This is a genomic window from Streptomyces sp. NPDC102462 (assembly GCF_044765425.1).
Taxonomy (GTDB): Bacteria; Actinomycetota; Actinomycetes; order Streptomycetales; family Streptomycetaceae; genus Streptomyces.
In genome coordinates this window covers 1-18646 of the sequence record NZ_JBIWKB010000067.1, presented here as the reverse complement: position 1 = coordinate 18646, position 18646 = coordinate 1, and the positions used below count along the sequence as shown (strand labels likewise).

General features: G+C 73.9%; 7 protein-coding genes. All 7 read left to right on the top strand.

The window, feature by feature from the left end; translation table 11 throughout:
* Nucleotides 1–21: 21 nt before the first annotated feature.
* Nucleotides 22–2841, top strand: a complete 2820-nt coding sequence (locus ACIRFL_RS36900; RefSeq protein WP_404037865.1) for an AAA family ATPase — start codon at nt 22–24, stop codon at nt 2839–2841.
* A 315-nt stretch (nt 2842–3156) separates the two neighbouring features.
* A complete protein-coding gene (locus ACIRFL_RS36895) occupies nt 3157–3810 on the top strand; it encodes a response regulator transcription factor (RefSeq protein WP_404037862.1) in 654 nt (217 codons plus the stop codon).
* 99 nt (nt 3811–3909) lie between these two features.
* Nucleotides 3910–5094 carry a sensor histidine kinase gene (locus ACIRFL_RS36890; RefSeq protein WP_404037938.1) on the top strand — a complete coding sequence of 395 codons (1185 nt, stop codon included), beginning with the start codon at nt 3910–3912 and terminating at the stop codon, nt 5092–5094.
* Nucleotides 5095–5675: 581 nt separating this feature from the next.
* Nucleotides 5676–6644 carry a ParB N-terminal domain-containing protein gene (locus ACIRFL_RS36885; RefSeq protein ID WP_404037859.1) on the top strand — a complete coding sequence of 323 codons (969 nt, stop codon included), beginning with the start codon at nt 5676–5678 and terminating at the stop codon, nt 6642–6644.
* 259 nt (nt 6645–6903) lie between these two features.
* Nucleotides 6904–9024, top strand: a complete 2121-nt coding sequence (locus tag ACIRFL_RS36880) for an ABC transporter ATP-binding protein (protein ID WP_404037856.1) — start codon at nt 6904–6906, stop codon at nt 9022–9024.
* A 53-nt stretch (nt 9025–9077) separates the two neighbouring features.
* Complete coding sequence (locus tag ACIRFL_RS36875; protein ID WP_404037854.1) at nt 9078–17132, top strand: amino acid adenylation domain-containing protein; 8055 nt, start codon at nt 9078–9080, stop codon at nt 17130–17132.
* The coding region (locus ACIRFL_RS36870) for a condensation domain-containing protein (RefSeq protein ID WP_404037851.1) at nt 17129–18646 on the top strand (1518 nt) is incomplete at its 3' end. The genes ACIRFL_RS36875 and ACIRFL_RS36870, both read left to right, overlap by 4 nt.

Sequence of the window (18646 nt, the reverse complement as noted above, 5' to 3'; positions counted from 1 at the left end):
GTGTGGGGGATAAGTCGGCTCATGAATTTGGTGGAACGGGACGAAGAATTCTCGATCATGGAAGGCATGCTCGACGCCGCCATGGCCGGGCACGGCGGCGTGCTCTTGGTCAGCGGTGCGGTGGCGAGCGGGAAGACCGCGCTCCTGCGTGCGTTCGGTGACCGGGCGAGCGCCGCCGGCTCACTGTTCTTGCAGGCCACAGCCTCAGATGCGGAGCGTGACATGCCGCTTGGTGTCATGGGGCAGTTGCTGCTCGGGCTCGGACTGCCTGACGAGGAGGTGGCCGGGGCGGCCCGCGTCTGGGAAGGGACCGCCTCCGCCTGGCCAGTGTCACGGACCCGGGAAACACTTCCCGGGGCGGTCGCGAACCCGACCTCGGAACTGTGCGGAATTTTCCTCGAAAAGGCAAGGGAAAATCCCCTGACGGTCATCATCGATGATGTCCACCAGGTGGACCGGTATTCGCTCGAATATCTGCTCTATTTGGCGCGCAGGCTGAGCAAGAGTCGCATTCTCATGATCCTCGGAGAAAGCGGGATAGAATTTTCCGAGAACACCCGCTTCCAGGTCGACTTGCTCCGTCTCCCGGGCTGCCGGAATATCCGGCTCGGCCCGCTGACACGGTGCGGCGTCGGCGAAATGGTGACCGCCGCCGTCGGCGACCGGTGGCGCACGCGCTCGCTCGTCGCGCACCTGCACCGCATCGGGGGCGGCAACCCCCTGCTGACCAAGGCACTCCTGGAGGACTCCCGCGCCTCGCTCACCTCCGGCGCCAGCGGGCCCGACGAGTGCATACCGGGCGAGGCCTTCGAACGGGCCGTCGCGATGTGCCTCTTCCGCAGCGACATCACACTGCGGCACATCGCCTGGGCGCTCGCCGTCCTCGGCCCGCACACCGCGCCCGCCGACCTGGCCGAGGTCCTCGGCGTCAGCCGTGAGTCGGCGCACCGCGCGCTGACCGCCCTCGGCGCGACCGGACTGCTCGGCTCCGGCTGGTTCCGGCACGAGGCCGGTCGCACCGCGGTGCTGCGCAGCATGGAACCCGCGCACCGCGCACGCCTGGAGGCCCGCGTCGCCACGGTGCTGCACGAGCACGGCCGCGCGGCCACCGTGGTCGCCCGGCACCTGATCCTCGCGCAGCGCATCGACGCCGAGTGGGCGCTGCCCACCCTGCTGGAGGCGGCCGACCGCGCCCTCGCCGACGACGAGGTCGCCCTGGCCCTGTCCTGTCTGCGCGTCGCCCGCGACACCTGCACCGACGAGCGGCAGAGCCTCGGCATCAGGGCCGCGCTGACCCGGGCCTCCTGGCGGGTCAACCCGGCCGCCGCCGCGCAGTACCTGCCCGACCTGACGACCGCGGCGCTCGCGGGCCGCCTCGGACCCCGGCAGTCCGCCGAACTTGCCGGCGACCTGCTGTGGTTCGGTCAGATCGACGAGGCGCTCGCCGTGCTGCGCGCCGCCGCCCGCGGCGGTACCGGACTGCCGCACCGGCTCGACGACGTACGGCTGTGGATGGCCTACTCCTACCCGGGCCTGCACCGGGCCGCCCGCGCCGACACCGACGCCGCGGTGCGCCGGTCGGCCTCGCCCGCCCGCAGCCTGCGCGGCCGGGTGGCCACCCTGGTGAAGGCGGTGTCCGACCCCACCAGGGAGGACGTCGTGGTGCGGGCGGAACAGATCCTGCAAGGCGCCCGCCTCGACGACCACACCGTGCCCGCGCTGCTCGTCGCCCTGGACTCCCTCGTCCTCACCGATCACCTCGACGAGGCGGCCTACTGGTGCGCGACGCTCCTCAAGGAGGCCACCGAGCGCGGCGCCCCCATGTGGCAGGCCCGGTTCGCGTCCGTCAAGGCCCGCACAGAGGTGCGGCTGGGCGATGTGAGCGCCGCCGAGGAGACCGCGTGCACGGCGCTCACGCTCGTACCCGCCGAGGGCTGGGGCGTGGCCGTTGCCTCGGTCCTCGCCACCGCCGTCTACGCGAAGACCGCCATGGGCCGGCTCGACGAGGCCGCTGCCCAACTCGGCGTGCCGGTGCCGGAGGCGGCCTTCCAGACCCCCGACGGCCTGCGCTACCTGTGGGCCCGCGGCTGCTACTACCTCGCGGCCGCACGCCCCTACGCCGCGCTGGACGACTTCCGCGCCTGCGGCGACATCATGACGGGCTGGGACCTGGACCTGCCCGCCCTCGTGCCCTGGCGCACCGAGGCAGCCCTGGCGCACCTGGCGCTCGGCGAGGAGCGCCGCGCCCGGGCCCTCGCGGAGGAACAGCTCGCCCTGGTGGGTCCCGGGGCCGGGTGGACCCGCGGGGCGTCGCTGCGGGTGCTCGCCCGCACCCTCCCCCCGGCGCGCCGCCTGCCGCTCCTCAAGGAGGCCGTAGAGATCCTGAGGGAGACCGGACACCGGCTCGAACTCGTACGGGCCACGGGCGAGTTGGCCGACGTGACCCGCTGGCTCGGCGACGCCGGACAGGCCCGTGCGCTGGCCCGCCGGGCCCGGCAACTGGCCCGCGAGTGCGGTGTGCCCGGGCCCGCGGCGCGCACGCCCGACACCGGCACACCCGCCGCCGAGGAGCCGGTGGGCGGCAGCCGGACCCGGCAGCAGCCCGTCGAACTGAGCGACGCGGAGTTGCGCGTCGCGACGCTGGCCGCGCGCGGACTCACCAACCGGGAGATCGCAGGCCAGTTGTTCATCACGGTGAGCACCGTCGAACAGCACCTCACGCGCGCGTACCGCAAACTCGACGTCCAGCGCCGGGCGGACCTGAGGGACAGGATGACGCCGGCGGCAGGCACCGGCCAACGCGCGAAGCGCGGCCAGGGCGCGGCCCGCCACCCGGCCTGACAGGCCTGCCAAGACAAGTGCGTCGATCATCTGCGAGGTCACGTCTTCCTGCCGTGCGGGCGTTACGGTCGGATCCGCTCCGGTTTCGTTCTACGGGGCGTCCGGTCACACGACGGTCCGAAAGCCCGCCGGGATCACAGGAGCACGGCCGGCCGGCGCCGCCGGGCGTGCCGGATCCGGGCCTGTGACCGGGCCGCTCGCGTCGGTACTCTGCGAACGGACGACCGCGCACTGTGACCGGCGCGTGACGGGGGATCGGGCAGGGTCGTGCGCTGTGATCAGCCGGGCCGCCCGGCCGGAAGCGAGGAGTGGTCGATGAGGGTGCTGGTGGTCGAGGACCACGCCGAACTCGCCCAGTCCGTCGCGCGCGTGCTGCGCCGTCAGGGCATGGCGGTGGACGTCGCGTACGACGGCACGGACGCGCTGGAGCGCACGGTGGCCGTCGAGTACGATGTGGTCGTCCTCGACCGGGACCTGCCCGGCGTGCACGGCGACGAGGTGTGCAGCCGGCTCGCCGCCCAGCCCGAGCACGCCAGGGTGCTGATGCTGACCGCGTCCAGCACCATCGCCGACCGCGTCGAGGGCTTCAACCTCGGCGCCGACGACTATCTGCCCAAGCCCTTCGCGTACGCCGAACTGGTCGCCCGCATCCGGGCGCTCGGCCGCCGCTCGCAGCCCGCGCTGCCGCCCGTCCTCGTCCACGGCGATCTGCGGCTCGACCCGGCGCGGCGGATCGCGACGCGCGCCTCGCAGCGGCTCGCGCTCACCCCGAAGGAACTCGCGGTCCTGGAATACCTGCTCGCCGCCCAGGGACGGGTGGTGTCGGCGGAGGAACTGCTCGAACGCGTCTGGGACGAGGCGGCCGACCCCTTCACGACCACCGTCAAGGCGACCATCAACCGGCTGCGACCCAAGCTCGGCGACCCGCCGCTGATCGAGACCGTCCCCCGGGGCGGCTACCGGATTTGAGGCACCATGCCACTGCCCAGGCACCCGGTCGCGTGGCCGGCCGGCCCCATCCGCCTGCTGACAAGCGCCGTACGCCGCCTCACCCCGCGCCGGGTGCGGATGCGCCTCACGCTGCTGTACGGGGTGCTGTTCGTCGTCTCCGGCGCGGTGCTGCTCGCGATCACCTATCTGCTCGTCACGCACGCCTCGTCGAACGTCATCGTCGGCCGGGAGGGCGGCGACGTGTCCCGGCTGACCGGCGCCCCGGGCGGCGGCCCCTCGCTCGGGCTCACCGACCACTCACAGCTCAACCTGGACGACGGCATGCGGACGCTGCGCGAACACGCCTACCGTCAGCACCAGGAGGGACTGCAGAACCTGCTGGTGCAGGCGGGCATCGCCCTCGCCATCATGGCGGTCCTCTCGATCGCGCTGGGATGGCTGATCGCGGGCCGGGTGCTGCGGCCGCTGCGCACCATGACCGGCACCATCCGCCGTATCTCCGCGCGCAACGTGCACGAACGCCTCGCCGTCGTCGGCCCCGCCGACGAGCTGAAAGACCTCGCCGACACCGTCGACGGACTCCTCGGCCGACTGGAGGCCGCGCTCGACTCGCACCGGCGTTTCGTCGCCAACGCTGCGCACGAACTGCGCACCCCGCTCACCCTGGAGCACGCGCTGGTGGAGGAGTCGCTCATGGACCGGGACGCCACCGTGGAGTCCTACCGCGCCAATCTGGAACGGCTCCTCGCCATCAGCGAACAGCAGGCACGCCTGTTGGAGTCGCTGCTCACGCTGTCCAGCAGCGAGCGCGGCCTGGACCGCCGCGAACCGGTCGACCTCGCCGACGTCGCCGAGCAGGCGGCGGGCGTCCAGCGCCCGGACGTCGCCCGGCGCCGTCTCGACCTGCGGATCAGCGCGGCACCGGCCCCCATCGCCGGTGACGCCGCGCTCGTGCAGCGCCTGGTGGCCAATCTCGTCGACAACGCCGTGGGATACAACGTCCGCGGTGGACACGTGGAGATCAGCACGGGCACCAGGGGCCGGCACGCGGTGGTGACCGTCGCCAACACCGGACCCGAGGTCCCGCCGGACCAGGTCGAGCGGCTCTTCGAGCCGTTCCAGCGGCTCGGCCGGACCGCCGACGAGGGCCATCACGGGCTGGGCCTGTCCATCGTGCGCACCATCGCCGTCGCCCACGACGCCCTGCTCACCGCTCGTGCCCGGCCGGGCGGCGGCCTCGTCGTGGAAGTCGCCTTCCTGGTACGCACGGACGCCGCGGTGCACGTCCTGACCAAGGTGTGACACCCGTCCGGGGCGAGGCGTGACACCCGCCCACGCCAGGGGTCGTCCCCGCCGTGCCGCGGCCTCAGCCCGCCCCCGCCGCGACCTCACCCCCGCTCCGCCACCGGGTGGCAGGGGTGACCGCATAGGGGTGGGTAGGGGTGTCCAAGTCCGGAAAGCCGTTGTTAAGGTCGCCGTATTCGGCCATAGGAGACGTTCTTCCGTCGGGCGGCTTTCCGCGGCGGCACGCCGCCCCGCACCACGCCGCCCCGGACAGGAAAAGACGTTCTCGGCCGGGACGCTGTCCTTTTCCAGCGGACGCGGACATTCCGTGACGGAGATCTGCAACGCAAACCGGGGGAGTGGCGATGGGCACCGGCAGGGTTCAGAGACACGGCGAATCGTTCTGCTGCTGATTCGGCGTGGCCTGCGACGGCGGGAATGACGGGTTCCCCTCGTCTATCGGTGTGCGCTGTTGCCAGGAGGCTGCCCCGGGTGTGGTGTGAGCCGCCGCGCGTGTCTGCGCATGCGTGCGGAGGCGCGACCGATCACTAGGGGGAATTGAGTTGGCGATACCTGGGCATCCGCGCATCGATCGGCTCATGGTCGTCGAAGTCGAGATCAGCACGCTGTCGACGGCCGACTCACCGAGGCTCTCCGGAGCCGATCCGGACCATGTGCAAGCGCTGGCCGCGGTGCAGACACCGCTGCCCCCGATCACCGTGCACCGCCCGACGATGCGGATCATCGACGGGGTGCACCGGGTACGGGCCGCCGAACTGCGCGGCCAGAGCAAGATAGCGGCGAGGTTCTTCGACGGCGCCGCGACCGACGCCTTCGTCCTGGCCGTCGAGGCCAACACCGCCCACGGACTGCCGCTGACCACCGCGGACCGCAAACGGGCCGCGCGCCGCATCCTCGGCTCGCACCCGCGCTGGTCCGACCGCATGATCGCCTCGGTGGCCGGCATCGCGCCCGGCACCGTGGCCGAGATCCGCCGAGCGGTACAGGACGGTGCCACGGACGGCGCAGCCGACGACGGGGCGAGCCGGATCGGCCAGGACGGCCGGGCCCGCCCGGTCAGCGGCGCCGAGGGCCGCCGCCTGGCCAGCGAGATCATCGCCGAGAACCCGGGCCTGTCGCTGCGGCAGGTCGCCCGGGCCGCCCACATCTCGCCGGAGACGGTCCGGGACGTGCGCAACCGCATGATGCGTGGCGAGGACCCGCAACCGCGGGGCAGGCAGCGGGCCCGGGGCGGGCAGGGCGCGGCCCACGGCCCGCTCGGGCCGGTCGGCCTGCCCCGGCGCACCCCGGCACCGGCACCGGCCCCGGACCCGGCGGCGCTCGTCGACCGGCTCAAGGCGGATCCGGCACTCCGGTTCAGCGAGACTGGACGCACCCTGCTGCGGCTGCTGAACCTCCACACTCTCGACGCGGCGGAATGGGACAGGCTTGTCGACCGGGTTCCGCCGCACTGCGGGAGCCTCGTCGCCCACCTCGCCAACGACTGCGCCGAGATGTGGGCGGAGTTCGCGGAACGAGTGCAGCGGAAGGCCGCCGAGACGGCATAGCGCGGCACGGGTGTCCAACTGACCAATTCGCCCGGTCGGACAGCGGGTCGCGATGCGAAAACGCATCGCGACCCCGTCACCGGTGTTTTCCATGGAATTCGCGGACCCGTTTTTGCAGGTTCCGTACCGTCGGCCGCCCAGACTTCCGCGACCCGCGGATCTGCCCAGCCTGACGCCTGGTTGGCGGGAATTGAGACCGGTAGTGTCCCGGTATGAGCGAAGCCGATGGAATGAAGTGATCCCAGGAGGTTTCCGTCGCGTGTTAATCACCCAAGGTCCTGGTGGAATTACCGTCGGAGACCCGAACTCGTCCGACACCAAGTCCAAGCGGGAGTCCCTGCGGCCCGGCACCCTGCGCCGCGCGCTCACCTATCTGCGGCCGCACCGGCGGGCCCTGCTGCTCCTGCTGCTGAACACCGTGATCGACTCCCTCGTCATCGTGGCGACTCCGCTGCTGCTCAAGGAGATCGTCGACGAGGGAATCCTCAAGGACGACCTCGGCCTCGTCAGCACCCTGGCCCTCGTCACCGCCGGGCTCGCCGTGGTCGACGCCGTGATGCAGCTCGGGCAGAGCTACTTCTCCGGCCGTATCGGCCAGGGAGTCAGCCACGACCTGCGTGTGCAGACGTTCACCCACGTACAGCGCCAGCCCATGGCGTTCTTCACCCGTACCCAGACCGGACTGCTCACCAGCCGGCTGAACGCCGACGTCATGCTGGCCCAGCAGGCCCTCGGACTGCTGTTGGCCTCCGCGACCAGCGTGGTGACCGTCCTCCTCGTCCTCGCCGAGATGTTCTACCTGTCCTGGCTCATCACCCTGATCGCCGTGGCCCTGCTGCCGCTGTTCGTCCTGCCGGGTGTCTACGTCGGGCGGCGCCTCCAGCGCTACTCCAGGGAACAGATGCAGTCCAACGCCGAGTTGGCCGGCGTCGTCCAGGAACGGTTCAACGTGAGCGGCGCGATGCTCGCCAAGCTCTACGGCCGGCCGGCCGCGGAGGCCGCCGTCTTCACCGCGGGCGCGGGCAAGGTGCGCGACGTGGGCGTGAAGTGGACCGTCTTCAGCCGGCTGTCGTTCATCTCCATGGGCCTGCTCGCCGCACTCGCCACCGCACTCGTGTACGGAGTCGGCGGCAGCCTCGTCCTGCACGGCGTGTTCGAGATCGGCACGCTCGTCGCCCTCGCCGTGCTCCTCGGCCGGCTGTACGGCCCCATCACCCAGCTCTCCGGCATGCAGGCGAACGTGCTGACCGCGCTGGTCAGCTTCGACCGCCTCTTCGAGGTGCTCGACCTCAAGCCGCTCATCGAGGAGAAGCCCGACGCGGTGGCCCTGCCGTCGCCGGGCGCGGGACCCGCCCCGCGCATCGAGTTCGACCAGGTGTCCTTCCGTTACCCGCGCGCCAGCGACGTCTCCCTGGTCTCGCTGGAGTCCACCGCCCAGTCCCCGCAGGAGCGTTCGAAGGAAGGGCCGCAGGTGCTGCACGAGCTGTCCTTCGAGCTGCCCTCCGGACAGCTCACCGCGCTCGTCGGACCGTCGGGCGGCGGCAAGAGCACCACGACCCACCTGGTGTCCCGCCTCTACGACCCCACCTCGGGAACCGTCCGCATCGACGGCCACGACCTGCGGGACGTCACCCTCGACTCCCTGCGCGACACCGTGGGAGTGGTCACCCAGGACGCGCACTTCTACCACGACACCATCCGCGCCAACCTGGCCTACGCCCGCCCCGACGCCTCCGAGCAGCAGTTCATGGAGGCCTGTGACGCGGCGCAGATAGGGGAGTTGATCCGCGCGCTGCCCAGCGGCCTCGACACCGTCGTCGGAGACCGCGGCTACCGCCTCTCCGGCGGCGAGAAGCAGCGCCTCGCCCTGGCCCGGCTCATGCTCAAGGCGCCCTCCGTCGTCGTCCTCGATGAGGCCACCGCCCACCTGGACTCCGAGTCCGAGGCGGCCGTCCAACAGGCCCTCACCACCGCCCTGCGCGACCGGACCTCCCTGGTCATCGCCCACCGGCTGTCCACCATCCGTGAGGCCGACCAGATCCTCGTCGTGGACGAGGGCCGGATACGCGAACGCGGCACGCACGACGAACTCCTCGCGGCGGGCGGCCTGTACGCGGACCTCTACCGCACCCAGTTCGACCGGCAGGGCCAGGGCGCGGCCGGCCCCGGACCGCACCCGAACGGCGGCCGGAGCCGCCAGGGCGTCCCCGCGGGGGCACGCGTCATGAGCCTCGGCGACGGACCGGTCATCGGCGAGGGCCCGATGCTCGGCACCGGCCCCATGCCCGGTGGCGACGGGATCGTCCTGGGCGGCGGCATGCCACCCGGAGGCGGCGGCGAGTACATGCTGCGCCGCCACGGCGAACCGGACGAGAACTAGCCCCCACGCACCACCCAGGAGACAGGTCCCGCGGCGCCGTTGAAGGGAGAGCGATGAGCAGCGGAGCGGATTCCACCCTGCCCCTGTCCGAAAGCCAAGAGGGGATCTGGCTGGCCCAGCGCATCGAGAGCTCACGCGGCTTCTACACCATCGGCCAGCACGTCGAGATCCTCGGGCCGCTGGACACCGAAGCCTTCGAGGAGGCGCTGCGCCGGGCCGTCGAGGAGACCGAGATCCTGCGCGTGCGGTTCGTGACGGAACCCGGCGGCGACGTCCGCCAACTCTTCACCCCGGCACCCGAGTGGACCCTGACGAAGGTCGACCTCACCGCGCACGAGGACCCGTGGCGGGCGGCCGAGGCATGGATGCACACGGAACTGCACCACACGGCACGGCTCGCCGACGGCGGCCTGTACGCGTACGCGCTGCTCACCCTCGCACCCGGCCGGCACGTGTGGTACCAGCGCTACGACCACCTGCTGATGGACGGCTTCGGGTGCTCGCTCATGGCCCGCCGGGTCGCCGAGCTGTACACCCGGGCGCAGCACGCGGAACCGGTCCGGCCCGCGGGCCACGCGCCGCTGCGTGAACTGCTCCGGCAGGAGGCCGCCTACCGCGACTCCGCCGAGTACGAACGGGACCGCCGCTACTGGCACGACCGCTTCGGGGACCGGCCGGAACTCGCCGCCCTCCCCGGCCATGGCCTGGCCGCCGCGGACGCCGCCCCGACGGCCACCGGTCATCTGCCGCCGCCCGCGGTGCGCGCCCTGCACGCGGCGGCGGCCCGCGCCGAGGTGAGCTGGCCCCGGCTGGTGGTCGCCGCGGTCGGCGCCTTCAGCTGCCGGCTGACGGGGGCCGACGAGGCGGTGCTCAGCCTGCCGGTCGCCGGACGCCTCACCGCTCCGCAACGGCGCACCCCCTGCACGATGGCGAACGTCCTGCCGTTCCGGCTGCGCGCACCCGCGACGGCGAGCCTGGACGACCTGGCCCGCGCCGCGGCTCCCGAAACCACCGGCCTGCTCCGGCACCAGCGCTACCGCGGCGAGCGACTGCGCCGCGAGCTGGGCTGGCCCGACGGCGGGCGCTGGCACTTCGGGCCCTTCGTGAACATCCTGCCGCTCGGTGAGAACCTGCGCTTCGGCGACTGCCGAGGCATCGTCCGCGACCTGTCGAACCGTCGGGTCGAGGAGCTGAGCGTGGTGGTCAGCGGCTGGTCGGACGACCAGGGCATGGCCATCTCCCTCGAAGCCAACCCCGCGCACTACGACCAGGAGTGGGCGCGCGGCAGCCACCGGTCCCTGGTGCGCTTCCTGGAACGCCTCGTGGCGGACCCGACCGCACCGATCGCCCGGACCGACGCCGCGACCCGCCCCGACACCCGCCCGCGCCCCCGCCCGGGAGCCGACCCGGCCGCCGGACCGGAACGCGGGCCGTCGGTGCCGGAGCTGATCGCCGGGCAGGCGCTGCGCCGGCCCGACGCGGTGGCGCTCACCGAAGGCACGCTGTCCCTGTCGTACGGCGAGCTGTGGTGGCGGGCCGGACGCGTCGCCCGGCACCTCGTGGGCGCCGGCGTCGGCCGCGGCGACCGGGTCGCCGTGGTGCTGGAACGTTCCGCGGACCTGGCGGTGGCGCTGCTCGGGGTGTGGCGGACCGGAGCCGCCTACGTCCCCGTGGACCCCGGCCATCCGGCCGAACGGGTGGCCCGCGTGCTCGCCGACTGCGCCGCCTCGGTGGTGGTGTGCGCCGGGACGACCCGGGCGACGGTGCCGGAGAGCGGCGCCCGGGTGGTGATGCTGGAGGACCCGGCCGCACCGGGGGAGCCGGCGGACGAGGGCGCCGCCGACGCTCCCCGCAGCCCCGCCCACCCGGACGACACGGCGTACGTGATGTACACCTCGGGGTCGACCGGCGCGCCGAAGGGCGTGGCCGTGCCGCACGCGGCCGTCGCCACCCTGGTCGGCGAGCCCGGCTGGCGGATGGCCCCCGACGACGCGGTGCTGATGCACGCGCCGCACGCCTTCGACGCCTCCCTGTACGAGCTGTGGGTGCCGCTCGCCGCGGGCTCCCGGGTGGTCGTCGCGGGCCCGGGCCCCGTCGACGCCGAGCGGGTGCGCGGCTACGTGTCCGCCGGCGTCACCCGGCTGCACCTGACGGCGGGCACCTTCCGGGTACTCGCCGGCCAGGAACCGGAGAGCCTCACCGGGCTGTGCGAGGTGCTGACGGGCGGCGACACAGTGCCCGCCGCCTCCGTCGCCCGGGTCCGGGAGGCCTGCCCCGACCTGACCGTCCGTCACCTGTACGGGCCGACCGAGGCCACCCTCTGCGCGACCTGGCACCTGGTCGGGCCCCGCGCGGCGGCGCCGCCCGTGCTGCCCATCGGGCGCGCCCTGCCCGGCCGGCACACCTTCGTGCTCGACGCGTTCCTGCGCCCCCTGGAACCCGGCCTGGTCGGGGAGCTGTACCTCGCGGGCGCCGGGTTGGCGTCGGGGTACTGGGGGCAGCCGGGGCTGTCGGCCGAGCGGTTCGTGGCGTGTCCGTTCGTGCCGGGTGGGCGGATGTACCGGACGGGTGATCTGGTGCGCTGGTCCGAGGACGGTGAGCTGGTGTTCGTGGGGCGTGCGGACGCCCAGGTGAAGATCCGTGGTTTCCGGGTGGAGCTGGGCGAGGTGGAGGCGGCCCTCGCCGCACACCCGGACGTGGCCCAGGCCGTGGCCGTCGTCCGCGAGGACACCCCGGGCGAACGCCGTCTCGTCGGCTACGTCGTCCCCGCCGCCGCTGACGGCCACGCGGCCGGTGTCGACCCCGGGCAACTGCGCGTCCACGCCGCCCGGCTGCTGCCCGATCCCATGGTCCCGGCCGCGGTGTGCGTCCTGGACACCCTGCCGGTCACCCGCAACGGCAAGGTCGACCGCGCGGCCCTGCCCGCACCGGACTTCGCGGCCAAGGTCGCCGGGCGCGCCCCACGGACACCGGCCGAAGCGGTGCTGTGCGACCTCTTCGCGGCCGTACTGAGGCTGGACGCCGTCGGCGCCGACGACAGCTTCTTCGCCCTCGGCGGCGACTCCATCATGTCGATGCAACTGGCGGCGCAGGCCCGCCGCGCGGGCGTCCTGTGCACCGCGCAGGACGTGTTCGAACACGACACGCCGGCCGCGCTGGCGGCGGTGGCCACCTTCACCGGGACCGCGGGCCCGGACGGCCGCCCCACGACCGGCGGCCCGGACTGCCCCGGCCCCGAACCGCTCCTGGTCGAGCTGACCCCCGACGAACTCACCCGGCTGCGCGCCGAGCGGTCCGATCTCGTCGACGTCTGGCCGCTGTCACCGCTCCAGGAAGGCATGCTCTTCCACACGACGTACGACCACGCCGGCCCCGACGTGTACGCGAGCCAGCGCGTCCTCGCCCTCGACGGGCCCCTGGACGAGGCCCGGCTGCGCGCGTCCTGGCAGGTGCTCCTCGACCGCCACCCCGCCCTGCGTGCCACCTTCCACCAGCGGGTCTCCGGCGAACCGGTGCAGGCCATCGCCCGGGACGTGCCACTGTCCTGGCGCACCGCCGACCTGTCCGGGCGCTGCGGCCCGGCGGCGCGGGCCGAGGTGGCCCGCCTCGCCGAGGCGGAGAAGGCCGAGCGGTTCGATCTCGCGGCGGGCCCGCTGCTGCGGCTGCTCCTGATCCGGCTCGACGACCACCGCCACCAGCAGGTCATCACCAGCCACCACACCCTCGTGGACGGCTGGTCCATGGCGGTCGTCTTCGCCGAACTGTCCGCGCTCTACGCGGCCGGCGGCGACGCCCGTACACTGCCCGCCGCGACCTCCTACCGCGCCTACCTCACCTGGCTGGCCCGGCAGGACCAGGAGGCGGCCCGCCGGGCCTGGCGGGCGGAGCTGGCCGGCATCGGTGAGCCCACCCTGGTCGTGCCCGAGGAATCGGTCAGGACACCCGTGGTGCCCAAGCCGGTGGCGTTCGAGTTCAGCGACGAACTCACCCACGCCGTCGGCGCGTTGGCACGGGCCCACGGCGTCACGGTCAACACCGTCGTACAGGCCGCGTGGGCGCTGGTGCTGGCCCGGCTGGTGGGACGCACGGACGTCGTGTTCGGCACCACGGTCGCCGGCCGGCACGCCGACCTGCCGGGCGTCGAGTCGATCGTCGGGCCGTTCATCAACACCGTGCCCGTCCGCGCCGACCTGGCACCGGACCGGCCGGTCGGCGCGCTCCTGACCGAACTGCGCGACCGGCACGTGGCCCTCATGCCGCACCAGCACATGGGCCTCAGAGACATCCGCAGAGCCGCCGGGGACGGCGCGGTCTTCGACACCCTCGTGGTGTTCGAGAACCTCCCCGAGGCACCGGCCGCGCCCGCCGGCCACCCCGCACCCACATTGACCATGCGGCCCGTCGGAGAGCCCCAGGACCGGGGCCACTACCCGCTGGCGCTCATCGTGGTGCCCGACGAGCGGCTGCGCGGACACCTCGTCGCCCGTCCGGACGTGATCGCACCCGACCGCGTCGCCGAACTGGTCCGCTGGCTGACCCGGGTCCTGGAACAGCTGACGGCCGACCCGGCACAGCCGGTGGGACGCGTCGCCGTCCTCGGCGTCGGCGAGCGCGCCCTCGCCGTGGCGGGCGCCCGGGCCGCGCAGCGGACCGGCCCGTCCGGCACCCACGACGACGTCCTGGTGCCCGAGGCCTTCCAGCGCCGGGCCGCCCGGGCGCCCGCCGACGTGGCCGTCGAAGCGGACGGCCGGACCGTCGGCTACGCCGAGCTGGCCGCCAGGGCCTCGCGTCTGGCCCGGCACCTGATGAGCGAGGGCGTCGGCCCGGAGTGCCGGGTCGGCGTCCTGGCGGACCGCTCCGTCGAGCTGGTCGTGGCACTGCTGGCCGTGTCCCTGGCCGGCGGCGTCCACGTACCGATCGACCCGGGCCAGCCACCGGCGCGGCTGCGGCTGCTGCTCGACGACGTCGCCCCGCCGGTCGTGGTCTGCACCCGCGCGGCCCGGGACGCCGTACCGCCCGGCCTCCCGGCCCGCCTCGTGGTCCTCGACGACCCCGCGACCGAACGGGCCCTCGCCGCACGACCGGACGGGCCCGTGACCGACCGGGACCGCGCGGCACCGCTGCGGGCGGCGCACGCCGCCTACACCATCTACACCTCCGGTTCGACCGGAACCCCCAAGGGCGTGGTCGTCCCGCACGGCGCCCTGCGCAACCTCGTCACCGACCACGCCCGCCGCTACGCGCTGGACGCGGACAGCCGGGTCCTGCAACTCGTCTCGCCCAGCTTCGACGTGTCCTTGGCGGACATCTGGCCGGTGCTGTGCGCCGGCGGGCGCCTCGTGCTCGCCCCGCCCGTACGGCGGCGCGCGACCGGCGACGACCTCGTCCGGCTGATGCGGGTCAGCCGCGTCACACACGTGGCGATGACCCCGACGATGCTCGCCCAACTGCCGCCCGAGCACCTGCCCGCGCTGCGCGTGCTGATCATCGGCGGCGAGAGCGTCCCCGACGACCTGCGCCGACGCTGGACGGCCGCCGGGCGGGACGTGCACAGCGAGTACGGCGTCACCGAAGCCGCGGTCACCTCCACCGTGAGCCGGCCGCTGCGCGCCGAGGACCGGCCCACCACCGGCCGCCCCGTCGACCGCACCGCCGCGTACGTACTGGACGGCTTCCTGCACCCGGTGGGGCCCGACACGGTCGGCGAGCTGTACCTCGCCGGCGCCGGCCTGGCCCGCGGCTACCTGGACCGCCCGGCGCAGACCGGGGGACGCTTCGTGGCCTGCCCGTTCGCGCCCGGCGAGCGCATGTACCGCACCGGCGACCTGGTGCGCCGGACCCGCACCGGCGACCTCGTCTACGAGGGCCGCGCCGACACGCAGGTGAAGGTGCGCGGGTTCCGCGTGGAGCTGGGCGAGATCGAGGCGACCCTCGCCGCGCACCCCGGGGTCGACCGGGCCGTGGTGGTGCTGGGCCGGGACGGCGCGGGCGAACACCGCCCGATCGGCTACGTGACCGCGACCCCCGTCGACACCGTCCCGGCGTCGGAGACCGCCCCCGCCCCCGCGCCCGCCGACGCCCCGGCCCTGGACGGTGAGGCCGTCCGGGAGGCCACAGCCCAGTTGCTGCCCGCGCACATGGTGCCCGCGGCGATCGTCGTACTGGACGCGCTGCCGGTCACACCGAACGGCAAGACCGACCTCGCGGCCCTGCCCGCACCGGACTTCGCCGAGCGCGTCGTGGGCCGCGCCCCCGAGGGCGCGGCCGAGGAACTGCTGTGCGTTCTGTTCGCCGAGGTGCTCGGCCTGGCCCGGGTCGGCGCCGACGACAACTTCTTCCGCCTCGGCGGCGACTCCATCACCTCCATGCAACTGGTCAGCCGCGCCCGCAGGGCGGGCGTCACCATCACCGCGCAGGACGTCTTCGAGCAGCCGACCGCGGCACACCTGGCCACCGTCGCCCGGCTCGGCACCGGCGAGGAACCCGCCTGGGACATCGGCGTGGGCGAGGTGCCGTGGACCCCGGTGATGCGGGTCCTCGGCGAGCGGGTCACCGCAGGCACCTTCGCCCAATGGGTGGTCCTCGGAGCACCGGCCGGGCTCGGCACCGACGTCCTGACCGCGGGTGTACGGGCCCTGCTCGACACCCACGACATGCTGCGCGCCCGCACTGCCGGCACCGGGCCCTACCCGACCCTCGTCGTGCGCGAGCAGGGCGCGGTACCCGCAGCGGAGCTGGTCCGCACCGTCGACGCCACACGCAGCGATGACGCGGGCCTGGACGAGGCCGCGGCCCGGGCCGCACACGAGGCGGTACGGCGGCTGGACCCGGCGTCCGGCGTGATGGTCCAGGCCGTCTGGCTGGACGCCGGGCCCGCCCGCACCGGCCGGTTGGTCCTGGCGGTGCACCACCTGGCCGTGGACGGCGTGTCCTGGCGGATCCTCGGGCCCGACCTGCGGGCCGCCTGCGAGGCCGCCGCGGCCGGCCGCGAGCCCGCCCTCGACCCGGTGGGCACCTCGTTCCGGCGCTGGGCGAGCCTGCTCGCCGGACAGGCGAGCGAGCCGGGACGCACCGCCGAACTGGAGGGCTGGGGCGCCGTGGTGGCCCACGCGGAACCCCTCCTGGGGCGGCGCACTCTCGACCCGGACCGGGACACCGCCGCCACCGTGCGCCGCGTGACCTGGACGGTGCCCGCACGACAGGCCCGCACCCTCGTCGGCGAGGCCCCCGTCCTGTTCCACTGCGGCGTCCACGAAGTGCTCCTGTCCACCCTGGCGGGTGCCGTACGGCTGGTCCGCGGCCGGGACACCGCGAGCACCGCCACCGCGGCGCACCCGCACGACGGGACCGGCGTCGTCCTGATCGACGTGGAGGGCCACGGCCGCCACCCGCTCGGCGGCGCGGACCTGCTGCGCACCGTCGGCTGGTTCACCAGCGTGCACCCCGTGCGCCTCGACCTCGCCCGCGTCGACCTCGCCGAGGCCCTGTCCGGCGGACCGGCCGTCGGCACCCTCCTCAAGACGGTCAAGGAGCAGGCACGCTCCATACCCGGCGACGGACTCGGCTACGGCCTGCTGCGCCACCTGGGCCCCGAGACCGCGCCGATCCTGGCCGCGCTGCCCAGCCCGCAGATCGGCTTCAACTACCTGGGCCGCTTCGCCACCGGAACCCACGGTGCGGCCGTCGCCCCCTGGCAACTGGCCGGGCATCCCCCGATCGGCGGCTCGGCCGCCCCCAGCCTGCCCGCGACCCATGCCGTCGAGGCCGCGGCCGCCGTCCGCGACACGGCCGACGGACCTCAGCTCACCCTCACCCTCGCCTGGCCCGCCGCGGTCCTGGACGAGGAGACGGCGGACCGGCTCGGCCGGACCTGGCTCGACCTGCTCGGCGCCCTCGCCGACCACACCGCGGACCCCACCGCGGGAGGCCACACGCCGTCCGACTTCACCCTCGTCGACCTCGCCCAGGACGAGGTCGAGGAGTTCGAGGCGATCGCGGCACAACTGGCCGTCCCCGGCGGCCCGTCCCGGTCACCGCTCCCGAGAGGTCTCACCGGCCTCGACAGCATCGAAGGAATCGAAGGACGCGAAGGAGGACGGTCGTTGTGAAGGCTCCCACCGCCGGTCAGGGATCCACCGCCAAGGGGTCCGCCCTCGCGGAGGTATGGCCGCTGTCGCCCCTTCAGGAAGGCCTGCTGTTCCACGCCGACTTCGACGGACAGGGCCGCCCGGACATCTACACCGTGCAGTCCGTCCTGTCCGTCGACGGCCCGCTGGACGCGGCCCGGCTGCGGGCGGCATGGCAGACGCTCCTCGACCGTCACCCCGCGCTGCGGGCGAGCTTCCACCGGCGCGCCACCGGCGAGGCCGTCCAACTCATCATGCGGGAGGCGACCCTCCCGTGGACCGAGGCCGACCTCTCGGACCGCACGGAACCCGCCGCGGACGCCGAGTTCGACCGGCTCGTACGCGCCGAACGGGACCGCAGGATCGACCCGGCTGTCGCCCCCCTGCTGCGCCTCCTGCTCGTGCGACGGGACGCGCGCCACCACCGCCTCGTCCTGACGAGTCATCACATCCTGCTGGACGGCTGGTCCCTGCCCGTCCTGCTGGACGAACTCGGCACGGTCTACGAGGCGAAGGGCGACCCCTCCTCGCTCGCGCCCGTGACGTCGTACCGGGACTACCTCGCCTGGCTGGCCCGCCAGGACAAGGAGGCCGCGCGCGCCGCCTGGCGGGCCGAACTGGACGGCGCCGAGGAGCCCACCCTCGTCGCCGCGACGGCCACTGCCCAGCCCGGCTCCGGCAGCCCGCGGCGGCGGTCCGTCCACCTCTGCGCGGAGACGACCGCGGCCCTCACCGACCTGGCCCGCGCCCGCGGCCTCACCCTGAACACCGTCGTCCAGGGCGCCTGGGCGCTGGTGCTGGCCCGGCTGACCGGCCGTACCGACGTGGTGTTCGGCGCGACCGTGGCCGGCCGGCCACCGGAACTGCCCGGCGCGGAGACCGCGGTCGGCCTGTTCATCAACACGGTGCCTGTGCGGGTGCGCCTCGACGGCGCCCAGCCGCTGGACCGCATGCTCGCCGAACTCCAGGACCGGCAGGGCGCACTGATGGCCCATCAACACCTCGGCCTCGCTGACATCCAGGGCGCGGTGGGCCCCGCGGCGTCCTTCGACACACTCCTCGTGTACGAGAACTACCCGCGCAGCCGCAGGCCCGCCCCCGACCCCGGGGCCGTGACCTTCTCCTCCCTGGAGGCCCGCCAGGCCACCCACTACCCGCTGTCCGTCGGGATCGCGCCCGACGAGCGGCTGCGCGTGGATGTGACCTACCACCCCGGCCTCATCGAGGAACAGCTCGGCGAGGCATTGGGCGGCATCGTCGCCCGGGTCCTGGAACAGCTGGCCCAGGACCCCACGGCACCGGTGGGCCGGCTGGGCGTGCTGACCGGCCCCGAACGCGGCCTCGTCCTGGAGGGCTGGGGCGCCACCGCGGGCGGAGTCCCGGGCGGCCTGGTGCCGGAGTTGGTGGCGGGGCGGGTGCGGGTGTCGCCGGGTGCGGTGGCGTTGTCCGAGGGCGACCTGTCGATGACCTACGAGGAGTTGTGGGCGGCGTCGGGC